Raw genomic sequence first — 24,148 nt, forward strand, 5'->3', positions numbered from 1 at the left:
CAGACGTATTAAAAAAGGGCCTTTCGGCCCTTTTGTCTAATTGTTTATGTCAGGAATATTTATAATATCGTTTAATAAACCACTCACGTTGGTAATACTCCCACTTTCAATGTAATCACTGAACTGGGAGCCAACACCTTGAATAATAACTTCTTGACTGTTGCCACCATCATTGATTGTGAGCTTTAGGTCTGCATTTGATAAATTATCACTGGCTTCAAGTGTTAAATCTACCTTATTAGCTTGAAGTAAACTGTCTATGGTATCGTTTGAATCAGTATGTAGTAAGTCTGAAATATCAATTTTATCCTTACCCTTCGTGAAATCAGTGATTATATCCTGCTCTCCATTGCGAATATCAATCTTGCTGTTAGACGTATCTTGGTCAACAAACTTGAAGATGTCGTCATCACCACCACCGGTTAAGATGTCATCACCCAAACCACCGATCAAAATGTCTTCTCCATATCCACCAGTTAAGCGATCCTCTCCCGATCCACCTCTTAAACCATCATTGCCTTCGCCACCATCTAATACATCATTACCTGACCCACCATAGATAATATCAACGCCACCTTGGCCATAAATAGAATCGTCACCACCACCACCATGCCCGAGATCAATATAAGCATTTGAAGATGCAGTCAGCGTTGTGAAACTACCAGATTCAAGACCACCTTGTAAGTGTGAGCTGTCACTACCTTGACTAAAGGTCTCATCTAAAAGATTTTGAGCATTATCTAATTTTTGTTGGTGGGAAGCGTCATTATCAAGACCATTTACATGACTATCGCCAAGATAAATAGTGTCATCACCAGAGCCAAGATATACGTCATCACCTGCAGAGCCAACATCTATCACTAAGCCAGCTCTTGTGTCATCAAAGTCAAAAGCCTTACCTACTTGACCAGATGGGGACCATTGAGTGTTTTCCAATTGCGTTTCCGCCCATACTACTTGAACCGAATCAACAACATCTCCCTCAGACTTCACATCGATAATAGGTGGAGCCGTTATATTGAATTGAATTGAGCTTGTACTCGTATCACCATCGCTATCTACAAGTGTATAGCTAAAGTTAAATGTAGTATCTACAGTTACACTAGCGCCATAAAATTCGTATGCGCCAGTTTCCAAGTTAACAATAATAGAGTGTTCATTATCAACAAATACAGAAAGAGTATTGCTTGAACCATCAAATGAGTGTTTAGAAGATAAATTAACTGAAGGGTTAGTTAGATCACTTCCATTAAATAAATAAACTACGCCATCTATTTCAATTCTCTGAACATAACCGCCATCAGCACCAAAGCCTCCTATTACTCCATTACCGTTGTCAAGGATATTACCTTCTATAGCTTTGATAACTGACTGTAGGAGTACAGGTGGTAGTTGAGTGATATCCTCTACAACGACAGAGTCGACCTGTTGTTTATTTAAGCCATCATAGGCGACATCGTCTAAATCTGATGTTGGTGCAGCACTTCCCATCCCGTAAGCTAAAGCGGTAATTCCATTTTCCTTTAGGTGTTGTTCCCAAGCTTGTACGTTATCAGCAGCATCATGATTGTCGGATGGCTCCCCATCGGATAAGAAATAACTAACATTGGTTGCACCATCAAGTCTATCACTTGAATCAAGGTCCCATGCAACATCTGCCTTTTCTAAAGCTCTATCATAGAAAGTTCCATTCTTTGGGTTTGACAAATTATCGATAACAAGAATTGCCTGAGCGACTGTCATCCATACTGAGCCCTGCTGCTGTTGGACATTTGCTCCATTACTAAACAAAACAATTTGAACTTTTGTCTCGCCATTAGCTTCGTACTCTCTCAGTAGTTTAATCGCAGATTCCTGCATAACACTAAGTCGGTCTATATCTAACCCATCATTTGGATCTGCGTCCCACGACATAGAGCCTGACATATCAAGAACTAGCTGTACATTTGAGTTTGAAAGAATCTCTGGATTCAAATCATGGACTATTGACTCAGCGAGTGGACTATCATCCTCAACAATTATAGAAATTGAGCCGCTACCCGTAAGAGTTCCGTCAGAAGCCTTAACTGGTATCTCGAATGAAATTATATCTTCACCTGATGGGTCATCATGTTGAAGCCCGGAACTAAGCTCGACGTTATAGTTACCATCATCATCAATTACAACAGTGATGATGGTTTCATTTAGTGTTGAATTATTAGCGTCAGTATTTGCACTACCAATTAAAGTTTGTCCATCTGACGACACAGACCACTCAACTAAGGTTCCATTACTAGTATAAATATTGCTTGTTGGTTCAACTAAACTCACTTCTAACATATCGCCATTATTGTCTTGTAATGAAATTACCCCAGAATATGACGAGTTATTAGTTAAATCGGAACCATTGGTAATACCAATATCATCTTGTAACCCAGTCAATAACCCTTCTTCGGCAATCCTTGCTTCACTAGTACCTACGTCAGGCCTTTGTGGTAACTCTAACACTGTAAGGACTAAGTCAGCAGTGGTTGATGCTGTATCAGAATTACTAACTTCAGTAGCAGTAGCGGTTATTGAATAATTATAAACCCCGGGAACATCTACAATTACGGATAAATTGTCCATATCTAAACTAGATATATCAACGCCACTATTTGAAGTAACAACCATTGTAACCGAACCATCAGTAATCTGTGTACCAATTGGAAGACCAGATAATGATAGGGATAATACTTCCGAGCTATCGATATCGTTCAATGCAGCTTCAAAGTCAGGCAGAGCTATAAAGCTATCTTCAAACCCTTGAGAGTCAGCTTTAACAATTTCCAAATTGTCTAAAATTGCACCTACACTACTACTAGCTTGTGTATCTGCTGAAACAAGTAATAGACGATAATTACCGCCAACATCTGATGGTAGTACAACTGTTTGATCTCTCAACCAATCCTCATCATTAGGTCTAAATTCATAAAGAACTGTCTCCTGACCTGTATCCATATTGATCCAAACAACATTGAGATCGGAATTCCCATTTGAAATTGAATTATCACGACCGCTGATATCAAAACTGAACGAATAGTATTGCCCTTGTTCCACATCGATATCCGTATAAACAACGTCATCAACGTTGTTATATTCTATTTCTAAAACAGTATTTGTTGAGTCACCGCCAGAACGATATGTTGACTCTCTACCAACTTCGACACGGTTACCATTACTGCTATGCCACTCTCCTACAGTTCCGGGGCCGAATACTTGGTTGATATTGACACTACCCCAACTTCCGGAATAATTTGTATCATCAAAGTCAATTGCCGCTGTAACGTTATCGCTATTTACAGTCAAAGTCGGAGCGTCTGCAACGGCAGAAATATCAATAGACATTATCGAACCGCCACTGACATTTACCCCATCAGATGCATAGAAATTGAATTTGGTATAATCACCTAAATTATTCCCGGAAGTTCCTTCGTCATCAAGCATTGACGTACTAGATTCGTCCGAAATAGGAACAAAAACTAACTTGCCTGAGTCAATTTCTGATTGAGTGATTTCATACCCATCAGCCCCAATAACCGGCCCTGTTAGTTCGACCCATAAGTTCCCGTCAAGATAATAAAGAGTTCCAGAAGCAGGTTCACTTGTAATTACAATCGTTAAATTAGACGAGTCCTGATCTACCACATTAAAGTCTGACGACTTAAATGTGTACGTTGTATCTTCTATCCCCACAACGTGGGAGCTTGAAACATTAGGTGCATCGTCGTTATCGATGATGGTCGCTGTGCCTGACTCCCCACCGACATTCAACGTGAACGTTTCATTCGCTTCGTCGATCGTGTCTTCTGTGGTCGCCACGGTCGCCGTGAACTCCGTCACGCCCGCTGGGACGGTGATCTTGCCTGTAACGGCATCGTAAGTGATGCCCGGGTCGCTGAACGTCACGTTCGACAGGTCTGTGTCGTAGTCGTCGCTGCCCGCTGTGCCGTTCGACAAGCTGAAGTCGTAAGTTTGCGCCGACGTACTTTCATTACTCAGCGTCACGGTGAACGTCGCACTATCGCCTTCATCTACCGCATTGCCATCCGCGTCAACCGCCGCACTCACACTGCTGATGGTCGGGGCATCGTCATTATCGATGATGGTCGCTGTGCCTGACTCCCCACCGACATTCAACGTGAACGTTTCATTCGCTTCGTCGATCGTGTCTTCTGTGGTCGCCACGGTCGCCGTGAACTCCGTCACGCCCGCTGGGACGGTGATCTTGCCTGTAACGGCATCGTAAGTGATGCCCGGGTCGCTGAACGTCACGTTCGACAGGTCTGTGTCGTAGTCGTCGCTGCCCGCTGTGCCGTTCGACAAGCTGAAGTCGTAAGTTTGCGCCGACGTACTTTCATTACTCAGCGTCACGGTGAACGTCGCACTATCGCCTTCATCTACCGCATTGCCATCCGCGTCAACCGCCGCACTCACACTGCTGATGGTCGGGGCATCGTCGTTATCGATGATGGTCGCTGTGCCTGACTCCCCACCGACATTCAACGTGAACGTTTCATTCGCTTCGTCGATCGTGTCTTCTGTGGTCGCCACGGTCGCCGTGAACTCCGTCACGCCCGCTGGGACGGTGATCTTGCCTGTAACGGCATCGTAAGTGATGCCCGGGTCGCTGAACGTCACGTTCGACAGGTCTGTGTCGTAGTCGTCGCTGCCCGCTGTGCCGTTCGACAAGCTGAAGTCGTAAGTTTGCGCCGACGTACTTTCATTACTCAGCGTCACGGTGAACGTCGCACTATCGCCTTCATCTACCGCATTGCCATCCGCGTCAACCGCCGCACTCACACTGCTGATGGTCGGGGCATCGTCGTTATCGATGATGGTCGCTGTGCCTGACTCCCCACCGACATTCAACGTGAACGTTTCATTCGCTTCGTCGATCGTGTCTTCTGTGGTCGCCACGGTCGCCGTGAACTCCGTCACGCCCGCTGGGACGGTGATCTTGCCTGTAACGGCATCGTAAGTGATGCCCGGGTCGCTGAACGTCACGTTCGACAGGTCTGTGTCGTAGTCGTCGCTGCCCGCTGTGCCGTTCGACAAGCTGAAGTCGTAAGTTTGCGCCGACGTACTTTCATTACTCAGCGTCACGGTGAACGTCGCACTATCGCCTTCATCTACCGCATTGCCATCCGCGTCAACCGCCGCACTCACACTGCTGATGGTCGGGGCATCGTCGTTATCGATGATGGTCGCTGTGCCTGACTCCCCACCGACATTCAACGTGAACGTTTCATTCGCTTCGTCGATCGTGTCTTCTGTGGTCGCCACGGTCGCCGTGAACTCCGTCACGCCCGCTGGGACGGTGATCTTGCCTGTAACGGCATCGTAAGTGATGCCCGGGTCGCTGAACGTCACGTTCGACAGGTCTGTGTCGTAGTCGTCGCTGCCCGCTGTGCCGTTCGACAAGCTGAAGTCGTAAGTTTGCGCCGACGTACTTTCATTACTCAGCGTCACGGTGAACGTCGCACTATCGCCTTCATCTACCGCATTGCCATCCGCGTCAACCGCCGCACTCACACTGCTGATGGTCGGGGCATCGTCGTTATCGATGATGGTCGCTGTGCCTGACTCCCCACCGACATTCAACGTGAACGTTTCATTCGCTTCGTCGATCGTGTCTTCTGTGGTCGCCACGGTCGCCGTGAACTCCGTCACGCCCGCTGGGACGGTGATCTTGCCTGTAACGGCATCGTAAGTGATGCCCGGGTCGCTGAACGTCACGTTCGACAGGTCTGTGTCGTAGTCGTCGCTGCCCGCTGTGCCGTTCGACAAGCTGAAGTCGTAAGTTTGCGCCGACGTACTTTCATTACTCAGCGTCACGGTGAACGTCGCACTATCGCCTTCATCTACCGCATTGCCATCCGCGTCAACCGCCGCACTCACACTGCTGATGGTCGGGGCATCGTCGTTATCGATGATGGTCGCTGTGCCTGACTCCCCACCGACATTCAACGTGAACGTTTCATTCGCTTCGTCGATCGTGTCTTCTGTGGTCGCCACGGTCGCCGTGAACTCCGTCACGCCCGCTGGGACGGTGATCTTGCCTGTAACGGCATCGTAAGTGATGCCCGGGTCGCTGAACGTCACGTTCGACAGGTCTGTGTCGTAGTCATCGCTGCCCGCTGTGCCGTTCGACAAGCTGAAGTCGTAAGTTTGCGCCGACGTACTTTCATTACTCAGCGTCACGGTGAACGTCGCACTATCGCCTTCATCTACCGCATTGCCATCCGCGTCAACCGCCGCACTCACACTGCTGATGGTCGGGGCATCGTCGTTATCGATGATGGTCGCTGTGCCTGACTCCCCACCGACATTCAACGTGAACGTTTCATTCGCTTCGTCGATCGTGTCTTCTGTGGTCGCCACGGTCGCCGTGAACTCCGTCACGCCCGCTGGGACGGTGATCTTGCCTGTAACGGCATCGTAAGTGATGCCCGGGTCGCTGAACGTCACGTTCGACAGGTCTGTGTCGTAGTCGTCGCTGCCCGCTGTGCCGTTCGACAAGCTGAAGTCGTAAGTTTGCGCCGACGTACTTTCATTACTCAGCGTCACGGTGAACGTCGCACTATCGCCTTCATCTACCGCATTGCCATCCGCGTCAACCGCCGCACTCACACTGCTGATGGTCGGGGCATCGTCGTTATCGATGATGGTCGCTGTGCCTGACTCCCCACCGACATTCAACGTGAACGTTTCATTCGCTTCGTCGATCGTGTCTTCTGTGGTCGCCACGGTCGCCGTGAACTCCGTCACGCCCGCTGGGACGGTGATCTTGCCTGTAACGGCATCGTAAGTGATGCCCGGGTCGCTGAACGTCACGTTCGACAGGTCTGTGTCGTAGTCGTCGCTGCCCGCTGTGCCGTTCGACAAGCTGAAGTCGTAAGTTTGCGCCGACGTACTTTCATTACTCAGCGTCACGGTGAACGTCGCACTATCGCCTTCATCTACCGCATTGCCATCCGCGTCAACCGCCGCACTCACACTGCTGATGGTCGGGGCATCGTCGTTATCGATGATGGTCGCTGTGCCTGACTCCCCACCGACATTCAACGTGAACGTTTCATTCGCTTCGTCGATCGTGTCTTCTGTGGTCGCCACGGTCGCCGTGAACTCCGTCACGCCCGCTGGGACGGTGATCTTGCCTGTAACGGCATCGTAAGTGATGCCCGGGTCGCTGAACGTCACGTTCGACAGGTCTGTGTCGTAGTCGTCGCTGCCCGCTGTGCCGTTCGACAAGCTGAAGTCGTAAGTTTGCGCCGACGTACTTTCATTACTCAGCGTCACGGTGAACGTCGCACTATCGGCTTCATCTACCGCATTGCCATCCGCGTCAACCGCCGCACTCACACTGCTGATGGTCGGGGCATCGTCGTTATCGATGATGGTCGCTGTGCCTGACTCCCCACCGACATTCAACGTGAACGTTTCATTCGCTTCGTCGATCGTGTCTTCTGTGGTCGCCACGGTCGCCGTGAACTCCGTCACGCCCGCTGGGACGGTGATCTTGCCTGTAACGGCATCGTAAGTGATGCCCGGGTCGCTGAACGTCACGTTCGACAGGTCTGTGTCGTAGTCGTCGCTGCCCGCTGTGCCGTTCGACAAGCTGAAGTCGTAAGTTTGCGCCGACGTACTTTCATTACTCAGCGTCACGGTGAACGTCGCACTATCGCCTTCATCTACCGCATTGCCATCCGCGTCAACCGCCGCACTCACACTGCTGATGGTCGGGGCATCGTCGTTATCGATGATGGTCGCTGTGCCTGACTCCCCACCGACATTCAACGTGAACGTTTCATTCGCTTCGTCGATCGTGTCTTCTGTGGTCGCCACGGTCGCCGTGAACTCCGTCACGCCCGCTGGGACGGTGATCTTGCCTGTAACGGCATCGTAAGTGATGCCTGGGTCGCTGAACGTCACGTTCGACAGGTCTGTGTCGTAGTCGTCGCTGCCCGCTGTGCCGTTCGACAAGCTGAAGTCGTAAGTTTGCGCCGACGTACTTTCATTACTCAGCGTCACGGTGAACGTCGCACTATCGCCTTCATCTACCGCATTGCCATCCGCGTCAACCGCCGCACTCACACTGCTGATGGTCGGGGCATCGTCGTTATCGATGATGGTCGCTGTGCCTGACTCCCCACCGACATTCAACGTGAACGTTTCATTCGCTTCGTCGATCGTGTCTTCTGTGGTCGCCACGGTCGCCGTGAACTCCGTCACGCCCGCTGGGACGGTGATCTTGCCTGTAACGGCATCGTAAGTGATGCCCGGGTCGCTGAACGTCACGTTCGACAGGTCTGTGTCGTAGTCGTCGCTGCCCGCTGTGCCGTTCGACAAGCTGAAGTCGTAAGTTTGCGCCGACGTACTTTCATTACTCAGCGTCACGGTGAACGTCGCACTATCGCCTTCATCTACCGCATTGCCATCCGCGTCAACCGCCGCACTCACACTGCTGATGGTCGGGGCATCGTCGTTATCGATGATGGTCGCTGTGCCTGACTCCCCACCGACATTCAACGTGAACGTTTCATTCGCTTCGTCGATCGTGTCTTCTGTGGTCGCCACGGTCGCCGTGAACTCCGTCACGCCCGCTGGGACGGTGATCTTGCCTGTAACGGCATCGTAAGTGATGCCCGGGTCGCTGAACGTCACGTTCGACAGGTCTGTGTCGTAGTCGTCGCTGCCCGCTGTGCCGTTCGACAAGCTGAAGTCGTAAGTTTGCGCCGACGTACTTTCATTACTCAGCGTCACGGTGAACGTCGCACTATCGCCTTCATCTACCGCATTGCCATCCGCGTCAACCGCCGCACTCACACTGCTGATGGTCGGGGCATCGTCGTTATCGATGATGGTCGCTGTGCCTGACTCCCCACCGACATTCAACGTGAACGTTTCATTCGCTTCGTCGATCGTGTCTTCTGTGGTCGCCACGGTCGCCGTGAACTCCGTCACGCCCGCAGGGACGGTGATCTTGCCTGTAACGGCATCGTAAGTGATGCCCGGGTCGCTGAACGTCACGTTCGACAGGTCTGTGTCGTAGTCGTCGCTGCCCGCTGTGCCGTTCGACAAGCTGAAGTCGTAAGTTTGCGCCGACGTACTTTCATTACTCAGCGTCACGGTGAACGTCGCACTATCGCCTTCATCTACCGCATTGCCATCCGCGTCAACCGCCGCACTCACACTGCTGATGGTCGGGGCATCGTCGTTATCGATGATGGTCGCTGTGCCTGACTCCCCACCGACATTCAACGTGAACGTTTCATTCGCTTCGTCGATCGTGTCCTCTGTGGTCGCCACGGTCGCCGTGAACTCCGTCACGCCCGCTGGGACGGTGATCTTGCCTGTAACGGCATCGTAAGTGATGCCCGGGTCGCTGAACGTCACGTTCGACAGGTCTGTGTCGTAGTCGTCGCTGCCCGCTGTGCCGTTCGACAAGCTGAAGTCGTAAGTTTGCGCCGACGTACTTTCATTACTCAGCGTCACGGTGAACGTCGCACTATCGCCTTCATCTACCGCATTGCCATCCGCGTCAACCGCCGCACTCACACTGCTGATGGTCGGGGCATCGTCGTTATCGATGATGGTCGCTGTGCCTGACTCCCCACCGACATTCAACGTGAACGTTTCATTCGCTTCGTCGATCGTGTCTTCTGTGGTCGCCACGGTCGCCGTGAACTCCGTCACGCCCGCTGGGACGGTGATCTTACCTGTAACGGCATCGTAAGTGATGCCCGGGTCGCTGAACGTCACGTTCGACAGGTCTGTGTCGTAGTCGTCGCTGCCCGCTGTGCCGTTCGACAAGCTGAAGTCGTAAGTTTGCGCCGACGTACTTTCATTACTCAGCGTCACGGTGAACGTCGCACTATCGCCTTCATCTACCGCATTGCCATCCGCGTCAACCGCCGCACTCACACTGCTGATGGTCGGGGCATCGTCGTTATCGATGATGGTCGCTGTGCCTGACTCCCCACCGACATTCAACGTGAACGTTTCATTCGCTTCGTCGATCGTGTCTTCTGTGGTCGCCACGGTCGCCGTGAACTCCGTCACGCCCGCTGGGACGGTGATCTTGCCTGTAACGGCATCGTAAGTGATGCCCGGGTCGCTGAACGTCACGTTCGACAGGTCTGTGTCGTAGTCGTCGCTGCCCGCTGTGCCGTTCGACAAGCTGAAGTCGTAAGTTTGCGCCGACGTACTTTCATTACTCAGCGTCACGGTGAACGTCGCACTATCGCCTTCATCTACCGCATTGCCATCCGCGTCAACCGCCGCACTCACACTGCTGATGGTCGGGGCATCGTCGTTATCGATGATGGTCGCTGTGCCTGACTCCCCACCGACATTCAACGTGAACGTTTCATTCGCTTCGTCGATCGTGTCTTCTGTGGTCGCCACGGTCGCCGTGAACTCCGTCACGCCCGCTGGGACGGTGATCTTGCCTGTAACGGCATCGTAAGTGATGCCCGGGTCGCTGAACGTCACGTTCGACAGGTCTGTGTCGTAGTCGTCGCTGCCCGCTGTGCCGTTCGACAAGCTGAAGTCGTAAGTTTGCGCCGACGTACTTTCATTACTCAGCGTCACGGTGAACGTCGCACTATCGCCTTCATCTACCGCATTGCCATCCGCGTCAACCGCCGCACTCACACTGCTGATGGTCGGGGCATCGTCGTTATCGATGATGGTCGCTGTGCCTGACTCCCCACCGACATTCAACGTGAACGTTTCATTCGCTTCGTCGATCGTGTCTTCTGTGGTCGCCACGGTCGCCGTGAACTCCGTCACGCCCGCTGGGACGGTGATCTTGCCTGTAACGGCATCGTAAGTGATGCCCGGGTCGCTGAACGTCACGTTCGACAGGTCTGTGTCGTAGTCGTCGCTGCCCGCTGTGCCGTTCGACAAGCTGAAGTCGTAAGTTTGCGCCGACGTACTTTCATTACTCAGCGTCACGGTGAACGTCGCACTATCGCCTTCATCTACCGCATTGCCATCCGCGTCAACCGCCGCACTCACACTGCTGATGGTCGGGGCATCGTCGTTATCGATGATGGTCGCTGTGCCTGACTCCCCACCGACATTCAACGTGAACGTTTCATTCGCTTCGTCGATCGTGTCTTCTGTGGTCGCCACGGTCGCCGTGAACTCCGTCACGCCCGCTGGGACGGTGATCTTGCCTGTAACGGCATCGTAAGTGATGCCCGGGTCGCTGAACGTCACGTTCGACAGGTCTGTGTCGTAGTCGTCGCTGCCCGCTGTGCCGTTCGACAAGCTGAAGTCGTAAGTTTGCGCCGACGTACTTTCATTACTCAGCGTCACGGTGAACGTCGCACTATCGCCTTCATCTACCGCATTGCCATCCGCGTCAACCGCCGCACTCACACTGCTGATGGTCGGGGCATCGTCGTTATCGATGATGGTCGCTGTGCCTGACTCCCCACCGACATTCAACGTGAACGTTTCATTCGCTTCGTCGATCGTGTCTTCTGTGGTCGCCACGGTCGCCGTGAACTCCGTCACGCCCGCTGGGACGGTGATCTTGCCTGTAACGGCATCGTAAGTGATGCCCGGGTCGCTGAACGTCACGTTCGACAGGTCTGTGTCGTAGTCGTCGCTGCCCGCTGTGCCGTTCGACAAGCTGAAGTCGTAAGTTTGCGCCGACGTACTTTCATTACTCAGCGTCACGGTGAACGTCGCACTATCGCCTTCATCTACCGCATTGCCATCCGCGTCAACCGCCGCACTCACACTGCTGATGGTCGGGGCATCGTCATTATCGATGATGGTCGCTGTGCCTGACTCCCCACCGACATTCAACGTGAACGTTTCATTCGCTTCGTCGATCGTGTCTTCTGTGGTCGCCACGGTCGCCGTGAACTCCGTCACGCCCGCTGGGACGGTGATCTTGCCTGTAACGGCATCGTAAGTGATGCCCGGGTCGCTGAACGTCACGTTCGACAGGTCTGTGTCGTAGTCGTCGCTGCCCGCTGTGCCGTTCGACAAGCTGAAGTCGTAAGTTTGCGCCGACGTACTTTCATTACTCAGCGTCACGGTGAACGTCGCACTATCGCCTTCATCTACCGCATTGCCATCCGCGTCAACCGCCGCACTCACACTGCTGATGGTCGGGGCATCGTCGTTATCGATGATGGTCGCTGTGCCTGACTCCCCACCGACATTCAACGTGAACGTTTCATTCGCTTCGTCGATCGTGTCTTCTGTGGTCGCCACGGTCGCCGTGAACTCCGTCACGCCCGCTGGGACGGTGATCTTGCCTGTAACGGCATCGTAAGTGATGCCCGGGTCGCTGAACGTCACGTTCGACAGGTCTGTGTCGTAGTCGTCGCTGCCCGCTGTGCCGTTCGACAAGCTGAAGTCGTAAGTTTGCGCCGACGTACTTTCATTACTCAGCGTCACGGTGAACGTCGCACTATCGCCTTCATCTACCGCATTGCCATCCGCGTCAACCGCCGCACTCACACTGCTGATGGTCGGGGCATCGTCGTTATCGATGATGGTCGCTGTGCCTGACTCCCCACCGACATTCAACGTGAACGTTTCATTCGCTTCGTCGATCGTGTCTTCTGTGGTCGCCACGGTCGCCGTGAACTCCGTCACGCCCGCTGGGACGGTGATCTTGCCTGTAACGGCATCGTAAGTGATGCCCGGGTCGCTGAACGTCACGTTCGACAGGTCTGTGTCGTAGTCGTCGCTGCCCGCTGTGCCGTTCGACAAGCTGAAGTCGTAAGTTTGCGCCGACGTACTTTCATTACTCAGCGTCACGGTGAACGTCGCACTATCGCCTTCATCTACCGCATTGCCATCCGCGTCAACCGCCGCACTCACACTGCTGATGGTCGGGGCATCGTCGTTATCGATGATGGTCGCTGTGCCTGACTCCCCACCGACATTCAACGTGAACGTTTCATTCGCTTCGTCGATCGTGTCTTCTGTGGTCGCCACGGTCGCCGTGAACTCCGTCACGCCCGCTGGGACGGTGATCTTGCCTGTAACGGCATCGTAAGTGATGCCCGGGTCGCTGAACGTCACGTTCGACAGGTCTGTGTCGTAGTCGTCGCTGCCCGCTGTGCCGTTCGACAAGCTGAAGTCGTAAGTTTGCGCCGACGTACTTTCATTACTCAGCGTCACGGTGAACGTCGCACTATCGCCTTCATCTACCGCATTGCCATCCGCGTCAACCGCCGCACTCACACTGCTGATGGTCGGGGCATCGTCGTTATCGATGATGGTCGCTGTGCCTGACTCCCCACCGACATTCAACGTGAACGTTTCATTCGCTTCGTCGATCGTGTCTTCTGTGGTCGCCACGGTCGCCGTGAACTCCGTCACGCCCGCTGGGACGGTGATCTTGCCTGTAACGGCATCGTAAGTGATGCCCGGGTCGCTGAACGTCACGTTCGACAGGTCTGTGTCGTAGTCGTCGCTGCCCGCTGTGCCGTTCGACAAGCTGAAGTCGTAAGTTTGCGCCGACGTACTTTCATTACTCAGCGTCACGGTGAACGTCGCACTATCGCCTTCATCTACCGCATTGCCATCCGCGTCAACCGCCGCACTCACACTGCTGATGGTCGGGGCATCGTCGTTATCGATGATGGTCGCTGTGCCTGACTCCCCACCGACATTCAACGTGAACGTTTCATTCGCTTCGTCGATCGTGTCTTCTGTGGTCGCCACGGTCGCCGTGAACTCCGTCACGCCCGCTGGGACGGTGATCTTGCCTGTAACGGCATCGTAAGTGATGCCCGGGTCGCTGAACGTCACGTTCGACAGGTCTGTGTCGTAGTCGTCGCTGCCCGCTGTGCCGTTCGACAAGCTGAAGTCGTAAGTTTGCGCCGACGTACTTTCATTACTCAGCGTCACGGTGAACGTCGCACTATCGCCTTCATCTACCGCATTGCCATCCGCGTCAACCGCCGCACTCACACTGCTGATGGTCGGGGCATCGTCGTTATCGATGATGGTCGCTGTGCCTGACTCCCCACCGACATTCAACGTGAACGTTTCATTCGCTTCGTCGATCGTGTCTTCTGTGGTCGCCACGGTCGCCGTGAACTCCGTCACGCCCGCTGGGACGGTGATCTTGCCTGTAACGGCATCGTAAGTGATGCCCGGGTCGCTGAACGTCACGTTCGACAGGTCTGTGTCGTAGTCGTCGCTGCCCGCTGTGCCGTTCGACAAGCTGAAGTCGTAAGTTTGCGCCGACGTACTTTCATTACTCAGCGTCACGGTGAACGTCGCACTATCGCCTTCATCTACCGCATTGCCATCCGCGTCAACCGCCGCACTCACACTGCTGATGGTCGGGGCATCGTCGTTATCGATAATGGTCGCTGTGCCTGACTCCCCACCGACATTCAACGTGAACGTTTCATTCGCTTCGTCGATCGTGTCTTCTGTGGTCGCCACGGTCGCCGTGAACTCCGTCACGCCCGCTGGGACGGTGATCTTGCCTGTAACGGCATCGTAAGTGATGCCCGGGTCGCTGAACGTCACGTTCGACAGGTCTGTGTCGTAGTCGTCGCTGCCCGCTGTGCCGTTCGACAAGCTGAAGTCGTAAGTTTGCGCCGACGTACTTTCATTACTCAGCGTCACGGTGAACGTCGCACTATCGCCTTCATCTACCGCATTGCCATCCGCGTCAACCGCCGCACTCACACTGCTGATGGTCGGGGCATCGTCGTTATCGATGATGGTCGCTGTGCCTGACTCCCCACCGACATTCAACGTGAACGTTTCATTCGCTTCGTCGATCGTGTCTTCTGTGGTCGCCACGGTCGCCGTGAACTCCGTCACGCCCGCTGGGACGGTGATCTTGCCTGTAACGGCATCGTAAGTGATGCCCGGGTCGCTGAACGTCACGTTCGACAGGTCTGTGTCGTAGTCGTCGCTGCCCGCTGTGCCGTTCGACAAGCTGAAGTCGTAAGTTTGCGCCGACGTACTTTCATTACTCAGCGTCACGGTGAACGTCGCACTATCGCCTTCATCTACCGCATTGCCATCCGCGTCAACCGCCGCACTCACACTGCTGATGGTCGGGGCATCGTCGTTATCGATGATGGTCGCTGTGCCTGACTCCCCACCGACATTCAACGTGAACGTTTCATTCGCTTCGTCGATCGTGTCTTCTGTGGTCGCCACGGTCGCCGTGAACTCCGTCACGCCCGCTGGGACGGTGATCTTGCCTGTAACGGCATCGTAAGTGATGCCCGGGTCGCTGAACGTCACGTTCGACAGGTCTGTGTCGTAGTCGTCGCTGCCCGCTGTGCCGTTCGACAAGCTGAAGTCGTAAGTTTGCGCCGACGTACTTTCATTACTCAGCGTCACGGTGAACGTCGCACTATCGCCTTCATCTACCGCATTGCCATCCGCGTCAACCGCCGCACTCACACTGCTGATGGTCGGGGCATCGTCGTTATCGATGATGGTCGCTGTGCCTGACTCCCCACCGACATTCAACGTGAACGTTTCATTCGCTTCGTCGATCGTGTCTTCTGTGGTCGCCACGGTCGCCGTGAACTCCGTCACGCCCGCTGGGACGGTGATCTTGCCTGTAACGGCATCGTAAGTGATGCCCGGGTCGCTGAACGTCACGTTCGACAGGTCTGTGTCGTAGTCGTCGCTGCCCGCTGTGCCGTTCGACAAGCTGAAGTCGTAAGTTTGCGCCGACGTACTTTCATTACTCAGCGTCACGGTGAACGTCGCACTATCGCCTTCATCTACCGCATTGCCATCCGCGTCAACCGCCGCACTCACACTGCTGATGGTCGGGGCATCGTCGTTATCGATGATGGTCGCTGTGCCTGACTCCCCACCGACATTCAACGTGAACGTTTCATTCGCTTCGTCGATCGTGTCTTCTGTGGTCGCCACGGTCGCCGTGAACTCCGTCACGCCCGCTGGGACGGTGATCTTGCCTGTAACGGCATCGTAAGTGATGCCCGGGTCGCTGAACGTCACGTTCGACAGGTCTGTGTCGTAGTCGTCGCTGCCCGCTGTGCCGTTCGACAAGCTGAAGTCGTAAGTTTGCGCCGACGTACTTTCATTACTCAGCGTCACGGTGAACGTCGCACTATCGCCTTCATCTACCGCATTGCCATCCGCGTCAACCGCCGCACTCACACTGCTGATGGTCGGGGCATCGTCGTTATCGATGATGGTCGCTGTGCCTGACTCCCCACCGACATTCAACGTGAACGTTTCATTCGCTTCGTCGATCGTGTCTTCTGTGGTCGCCACGGTCGCCGTGAACTCCGTCACGCCCGCTGGGACGGTGATCTTGCCTGTAACGGCATCGTAAGTGATGCCCGGGTCGCTGAACGTCACGTTCGACAGGTCTGTGTCGTAGTCGTCGCTGCCCGCTGTGCCGTTCGACAAGCTGAAGTCGTAAGTTTGCGCCGACGTACTTTCATTACTCAGCGTCACGGTGAACGTCGCACTATCGCCTTCATCTACCGCATTGCCATCCGCGTCAACCGCCGCACTCACACTGCTGATGGTCGGGGCATCGTCGTTATCGATAATGGTCGCTGTGCCTGACTCCCCACCGACATTCAACGTGAACGTTTCATTCGCTTCGTCGATCGTGTCTTCTGTGGTCGCCACGGTCGCCGTGAACTCCGTCACGCCCGCTGGGACGGTGATCTTGCCTGTAACGGCATCGTAAGTGATGCCCGGGTCGCTGAACGTCACGTTCGACAGGTCTGTGTCGTAGTCGTCGCTGCCCGCTGTGCCGTTCGACAAGCTGAAGTCGTAAGTTTGCGCCGACGTACTTTCATTACTCAGCGTCACGGTGAACGTCGCACTATCGCCTTCATCTACCGCATTGCCATCCGCGTCAACCGCCGCACTCACACTGCTGATGGTCGGGGCATCGTCGTTATCGATGATGGTCGCTGTGCCTGACTCCCCACCGACATTCAACGTGAACGTTTCATTCGCTTCGTCGATCGTGTCTTCTGTGGTCGCCACGGTCGCCGTGAACTCCGTCACGCCCGCTGGGACGGTGATCTTGCCTGTAACGGCATCGTAAGTGATGCCCGGGTCGCTGAACGTCACGTTCGACAGGTCTGTGTCGTAGTCGTCGCTGCCCGCTGTGCCGTTCGACAAGCTGAAGTCGTAAGTTTGCGCCGACGTACTTTCATTACTCAGCGTCACGGTGAACGTCGCACTATCGCCTTCATCTACCGCATTGCCATCCGCGTCAACCGCCGCACTCACACTGCTGATGGTCGGGGCATCGTCGTTATCGATGATGGTCGCTGTGCCTGACTCCCCACCGACATTCAACGTGAACGTTTCATTCGCTTCGTCGATCGTGTCTTCTGTGGTCGCCACGGTCGCCGTGAACTCCGTCACGCCCGCTGGGACGGTGATCTTGCCTGTAACGGCATCGTAAGTGATGCCCGGGTCGCTGAACGTCACGTTCGACAGGTCTGTGTCGTAGTCGTCGCTGCCCGCTGTGCCGTTCGACAAGCTGAAGTCGTAAGTTTGCGCCGACGTACTTTCATTACTCAGCGTCACGGTGAACGTCGCACTATCGCCTTCATCTACCGCATTGCCATCCGCGTCAACCGCCGCACTCACACTGCTGATGGTCGGGGCATCGTCGTTATCGATGATGGTCGCTGTGCCTGACTCCCCACCGACATTCAACGTGAACGTTTCATTCGCTTCGTCGATCGTGTCTTCTGTGGTCGCCACGGTCGCCGTGAACTCCGTCACGCCCGCTGGGACGGTGATCTTGCCTGTAACGGCATCGTAAGTGATGCCCGGGTCGCTGAACGTCACGTTCGACAGGTCTGTGTCGTAGTCGTCGCTGCCCGCTGTGCCGTTCGACAAGCTGAAGTCGTAAGTTTGCGCCGACGTACTTTCATTACTCAGCGTCACGGTGAACGTCGCACTATCGCCTTCATCTACCGCATTGCCATCCGCGTCAACCGCCGCACTCACACTGCTGATGGTCGGGGCATCGTCGTTATCGATGATGGTCGCTGTGCCTGACTCCCCACCGACATTCAACGTGAACGTTTCATTCGCTTCGTCGATCGTGTCTTCTGTGGTCGCCACGGTCGCCGTGAACTCCGTCACGCCCGCTGGGACGGTGATCTTGCCTGTAACGGCATCGTAAGTGATGCCCGGGTCGCTGAACGTCACGTTCGACAGGTCTGTGTCGTAGTCGTCGCTGCCCGCTGTGCCGTTCGACAAGCTGAAGTCGTAAGTTTGCGCCGACGTACTTTCATTACTCAGCGTCACGGTGAACGTCGCACTATCGCCTTCATCTACCGCATTGCCATCCGCGTCAACCGCCGCACTCACACTGCTGATGGTCGGGGCATCGTCGTTATCGATGATGGTCGCTGTGCCTGACTCCCCACCGACATTCAACGTGAACGTTTCATTCGCTTCGTCGATCGTGTCTTCTGTGGTCGCCACGGTCGCCGTGAACTCCGTCACGCCCGCTGGGACGGTGATCTTGCCTGTAACGGCATCGTAAGTGATGCCCGGGTCGCTGAACGTCACGTTCGACAGGTCTGTGTCGTAGTCGTCGCTGCCCGCTGTGCCGTTCGACAAGCTGAAGTCGTAAGTTTGCGCCGACGTACTTTCATTACTCAGCGTCACGGTGAACGTCGCACTATCGCCTTCATCTACCGCATTGCCATCCGCGTCAACCGCCGCACTCACACTGCTGATGGTCGGGGCATCGTCGTTATCGATGATGGTCGCTGTGCCTGACTCCCCACCGACATTCAACGTGAACGTTTCATTCGCTTCGTCGATCGTGTCTTCTGTGGTCGCCACGGTCGCCGTGAACTCCGTCACGCCCGCTGGGACGGTGATCTTGCCTGTAACGGCATCGTAAGTGATGCCCGGGTCGCTGAACGTCACGTTCGACAGGTCTGTGTCGTAGTCGTCGCTGCCCGCTGTGCCGTTCGACAAGCTGAAGTCGTAAGTTTGCGCCGACGTACTTTCATTACTCAGCGTCACGGTGAACGTCGCACTATCGCCTTCATCTACCGCATTGCCATCCGCGTCAACCGCCGCACTCACACTGCTGATGGTCGGGGCATCGTCGTTATCGATGATGGTCGCTGTGCCTGACTCCCCACCGACATTCAACGTGAACGTTTCATTCGCTTCGTCGATCGTGTCTTCTGTGGTCGCCACGGTCGCCGTGAACTCCGTCACGCCCGCTGGGACGGTGATCTTGCCTGTAACGGCATCGTAAGTGATGCCCGGGTCGCTGAACGTCACGTTCGACAGGTCTGTGTCGTAGTCGTCGCTGCCCGCTGTGCCGTTCGACAAGCTGAAGTCGTAAGTTTGCGCCGACGTACTTTCATTACTCAGCGTCACGGTGAACGTCGCACTATCGCCTTCATCTACCGCATTGCCATCCGCGTCAACCGCCGCACTCACACTGCTGATGGTCGGGGCATCGTCGTTATCGATGATGGTCGCTGTGCCTGACTCCCCACCGACATTCAACGTGAACGTTTCATTCGCTTCGTCGATCGTGTCTTCTGTGGTCGCCACGGTCGCCGTGAACTCCGTCACGCCCGCTGGGACGGTGATCTTGCCTGTAACGGCATCGTAAGTGATGCCCGGGTCGCTGAACGTCACGTTCGACAGGTCTGTGTCGTAGTCGTCGCTGCCCGCTGTGCCGTTCGACAAGCTGAAGTCGTAAGTTTGCGCCGACGTACTTTCATTACTCAGCGTCACGGTGAACGTCGCACTATCGCCTTCATCTACCGCATTGCCATCCGCGTCAACCGCCGCACTCACACTGCTGATGGTCGGGGCATCGTCGTTATCGATGATGGTCGCTGTGCCTGACTCCCCACCGACATTCAACGTGAACGTTTCATTCGCTTCGTCGATCGTGTCTTCTGTGGTCGCCACGGTCGCCGTGAACTCCGTCACGCCCGCTGGGACGGTGATCTTACCTGTAACGGCATCGTAAGTGATGCCCGGGGCGCTGAACGTCACGTTCGACAGGTCTGTGTCGTAGTCGTCGCTGCCCGCTGTGCCGTTCGACAAGCTGAAGTCGTAAGTTTGCGCCGACGTACTTTCATGACTCAGCGTCACGGTGAACGTCGCACTATCGCCTTCATCTACCGCATTGCCATCCGCGTCAACCGCCGCACTCACACTGCTGATGGTCGGGGCATCGTCGTTATCGATGATGGTCGCTGTGCCTGACTCCCCACCGACATTCAACGTGAACGTTTCATTCGCTTCGTCGATCGTGTCTTCTGTGGTCGCCACGGTCGCCGTGAACTCCGTCACGCCCGCTGGGACGGTGATCTTGCCTGTAACGGCATCGTAAGTGATGCCCGGGTCGCTGAACGTCACGTTCGACAGGTCTGTGTCGTAGTCGTCGCTGCCCGCTGTGCCGTTCGACAAGCTGAAGTCGTAAGTTTGCGCCGACGTACTTTCATTACTCAGCGTCACGGTGAACGTCGCACTATCGCCTTCATCTACCGCATTGCCATCCGCGTCAACCGCCGCACTCACACTGCTGATGGTCGGGGCATCGTCATTATCGATGATGGTCGCTGTGCCTGACTCCCCACCGACATTCAACGTGAACGTTTCATTCGCTTCGTCGATCGTGTCTTCTGTGGTCGCCACGGTCGCCGTGAACTCCGTCACGCCCGCTGGGACGGTGATCTTGCCTGTAACGGCATCGTAAGTGATGCCCGGGTCGCTGAACGTCACGTTCGACAGGTCTGTGTCGTAGTCGTCGCTGCCCGCTGTGCCGTTCGACAAGCTGAAGTCGTAAGTTTGCGCCGACGTACTTTCATTACTCAGCGTCACGGTGAACGTCGCACTATCGGCTTCATCTACCGCATTGCCATCCGCGTCAACCGCCGCACTCACACTGCTGATGGTCGGGGCATCGTCGTTATCGATGATGGTCGCTGTGCCTGACTCCCCACCGACATTCAACGTGAACGTTTCATTCGCTTCGTCGATCGTGTCTTCTGTGGTCGCCACGGTCGCCGTGAACTCCGTCACGCCCGCTGGGACGGTGATCTTGCCTGTAACGGCATCGTAAGTGATGCCCGGGTCGCTGAACGTCACGTTCGACAGGTCTGTGTCGTAGTCGTCGCTGCCCGCTGTGCCGTTCGACAAGCTGAAGTCGTAAGTTTGCGCCGACGTACTTTCATTACTCAGCGTCACGGTGAACGTCGCACTATCGGCTTCATCTACCGCATTGCCATCCGCGTCAACCGCCGCACTCACACTGCTGATGGTCGGGGCATCGTCGTTATCGATGATGGTCGCTGTGCCTGACTCCCCACCGACATTCAACGTGAACGTTTCATTCGCTTCGTCGATCGTGTCTTCTGTGGTCGCCACGGTCGCCGTGAACTCCGTCACGCCCGCTGGGACGGTGATCTTGCCTGTAACGGCATCGTAAGTGATGCCCGGGTCGCTGAACGTCACGTTCGACAGGTCTGTGTCGTAGTCGTCGCTGCCCGCTGTGCCGTTCGACAAGCTGAAGTCGTAAGTTTGCGCCGACGTACTTTCATTACTCAGCGTCACGGTGAACGTCGCACTATCGCCTTCATCTACCGCATTGCCATCCGCGTCAACCGCCGCACTCACACTGCTGATGGTCGGGGCATCGTCGTTATCGATGATGGTCGCTGTGCCTGACTCCCCACCGACATTCAACGTGAACGTTTCATTCGCTTCGTCGATCGTGTCTTCTGTGGTCGCCACGGTCGCCGTGAACTCCGTCACGCCCGCTGGGACGGTGATCTTGCCTGTAACGGCATCGTAAGTGATGCCTGGGTCGCTGAACGTCACGTTCGACAGGTCTGTGTCGTAGTCGTCGCTGCCCGCTGTGCCGTTCGACAAGCTGAAGTCGTAAGTTTGCGCCGACGTACTTTCATTACTCAGCGTCACGGTGAACGTCGCACTATCGCCTTCATCTACCGCATTGCCATCCGCGTCAACCGCCGCACTCACACTGCTGATGGTCGGGGCATCGTCGTTATCGATGATGGTCGCTGTGCCTGACTCCCCACCGACATTCAACGTGAACGTTTCATTCGCTTCGTCGATCGTGTCTTCTGTGGTCGCCACGGTCGCCGTGAACTCCGTCACGCCCGCTGGGACGGTGATCTTGCCTGTAACGGCATCGTAAGTGATGCCCGGGTCGCTGAACGTCACGTTCGACAGGTCTGTGTCGTAGTCGTCGCTGCCCGCTGTGCCGTTCGACAAGCTGAAGTCGTAAGTTTGCGCCGACGTACTTTCATTACTCAGCGTCACGGTGAACGTCGCACTATCGCCTTCATCTACCGCATTGCCATCCGCGTCAACCGCCGCACTCACACTGCTGATGGTCGGGGCATCGTCGTTATCGATGATGGTCGCTGTGCCTGACTCCCCACCGACATTCAACGTGAACGTTTCATTCGCTTCGTCGATCGTGTCTTCTGTGGTCGCCACGGTCGCCGTGAACTCCGTCACGCCCGCTGGGACGGTGATCTTGCCTGTAACGGCATCGTAAGTGATGCCCGGGTCGCTGAACGTCACGTTCGACAGGTCTGTGTCGTAGTCGTCGCTGCCCGCTGTGCCGTTCGACAAGCTGAAGTCGTAAGTTTGCGCCGACGTACTTTCATTACTCAGCGTCACGGTGAACGTCGCACTATCGCCTTCATCTACCGCATTGCCATCCGCGTCAACCGCCGCACTCACACTGCTGATACTCACGCTCGGAACAGGACTAACCCCAACATCAACCGTAATGGTATCTGTACCACCTTTTCCGTCATCAAGAACAACTGTAAAGCTATCGCTGCCGTTGTAGTTCTCGTCTGGGGTATATGTCCAATTGCCATTTTCGTCAACGACTACTGAGCCATTCGATGGTTCTGTGCCTTTGCTAAACGTTAACTGATCGTTATCTGCATCGGTTGCAGTGAGTGATCCACTTACTGGAGTATCTTCATCTGTGGTGACAGAGACATCTTCACCGACAGGTGAGTCATTAATAGGAGTAACACCGACATTAACGGTTATTGTGTCTGTGCCGCCTTGGCCGTCAGAGACTTCTACCGTAAAGCTGTCATCACCGTTGTAGTTTTCATTGGGTGTATAAGTCCAATCGCCGTTTTCATCAACGACGACTGTGCCGTTCGAAGGATCTGTAGCTTTAACAAAAGACAGAGAATCGCCATCTTCGTCTGAAGCCGACAAGGTTCCGTTTACTGGCGTATCTTCATTTGTGGTAAAAGAGACAGTGTCACCGATAGGTGAGTTGTTGTTATCAACAAAAGTGGGATCGGCATTAGGTTGCTCAAACGAACGGAAGGCATCTAGAAGACTCAAGCTTTGAGTACGAGACATACCCAGTGCTTCAAAACCCGTAGTCACGAACTCTGTACCAGGAATGGTTTCTTCACCATCACGTTCAATAGTTCCGCTAGAAGCCAAACTAGAACCATTCTGACCAGCAGCGGTAGCGAACTCTTCACCTAACTCTGTTGGGTCTTGACCTTCTTCCAATGCAGCAAAAATATTCGCTATGTCTTGGTCAAGTTCAACTTCCCCACCTTCTTCTGGTGAAAAACGCTTTACTGATACCTGAGGTTCATTGGATCCGTTCTGGGATTCAAGAACGACATCCCCTGTTTGTAGTGGTTGGCCTTCTTCTAAGACTTTAATCGTACCATCTACCGAGATAACAATGCGCTGGCCAAGTGCTAATGCACCACCCAAATTCAATGTTGTCATGTCCATATAAACCCCTAAAAAAGCATTTCTTGTCATTAACGTCAAAATAGTGACATTATATTTATAATATTAGTTAAAATATAACACTTAAAGTCATATAATTCCTAGTTATGAATCTAGTATTTAACAACTTGAGTGACAAGCTAATGACGGTGATCACATCGCATAACAATCTTAGTGCTCACACCAGTAATATAAGTTATTGTGTTTGCGGAAAATAATAGATTTAAAAACGTAAGATTGACGTGTATAAAAACACCATAAAACGCACGCTGATCGGTTAACATTTTGACAACCATTTGCGAACGCCAGCTTAGCGATCGTAATTTTTTTGGCGGTTCATCTAAATTTCGTA

At 54.4% G+C, this 24,148-nt stretch carries 1 protein-coding gene; it reads right to left on the reverse strand.

Going from position 1 to position 24,148, the window contains the following annotated elements; genetic code table 11:
* Positions 1 to 36 precede the first annotated feature (36 nt).
* The gene (locus tag AC3CHU_RS08780; RefSeq protein WP_488524374.1) at positions 37 to 23,799 is read right to left on the reverse strand and encodes a Calx-beta domain-containing protein; all 23,763 of its coding nucleotides are present in this window, start codon (positions 23,797 to 23,799) and stop codon (positions 37 to 39) included.
* Positions 23,800 to 24,148: the final 349 nt, after the last annotated feature.

The sequence above is a fragment of the Vibrio sp. QJM3NY_39 genome (assembly GCF_057785895.1).

Excerpts from the sequence above, each read along its gene's own strand:
- AC3CHU_RS08780 (WP_488524374.1), bottom strand. The coding sequence starts at position 23,799 with ATGGACATGACAACATTGAATTTGGGTGGTGCATTAGCACTTGGCCAG.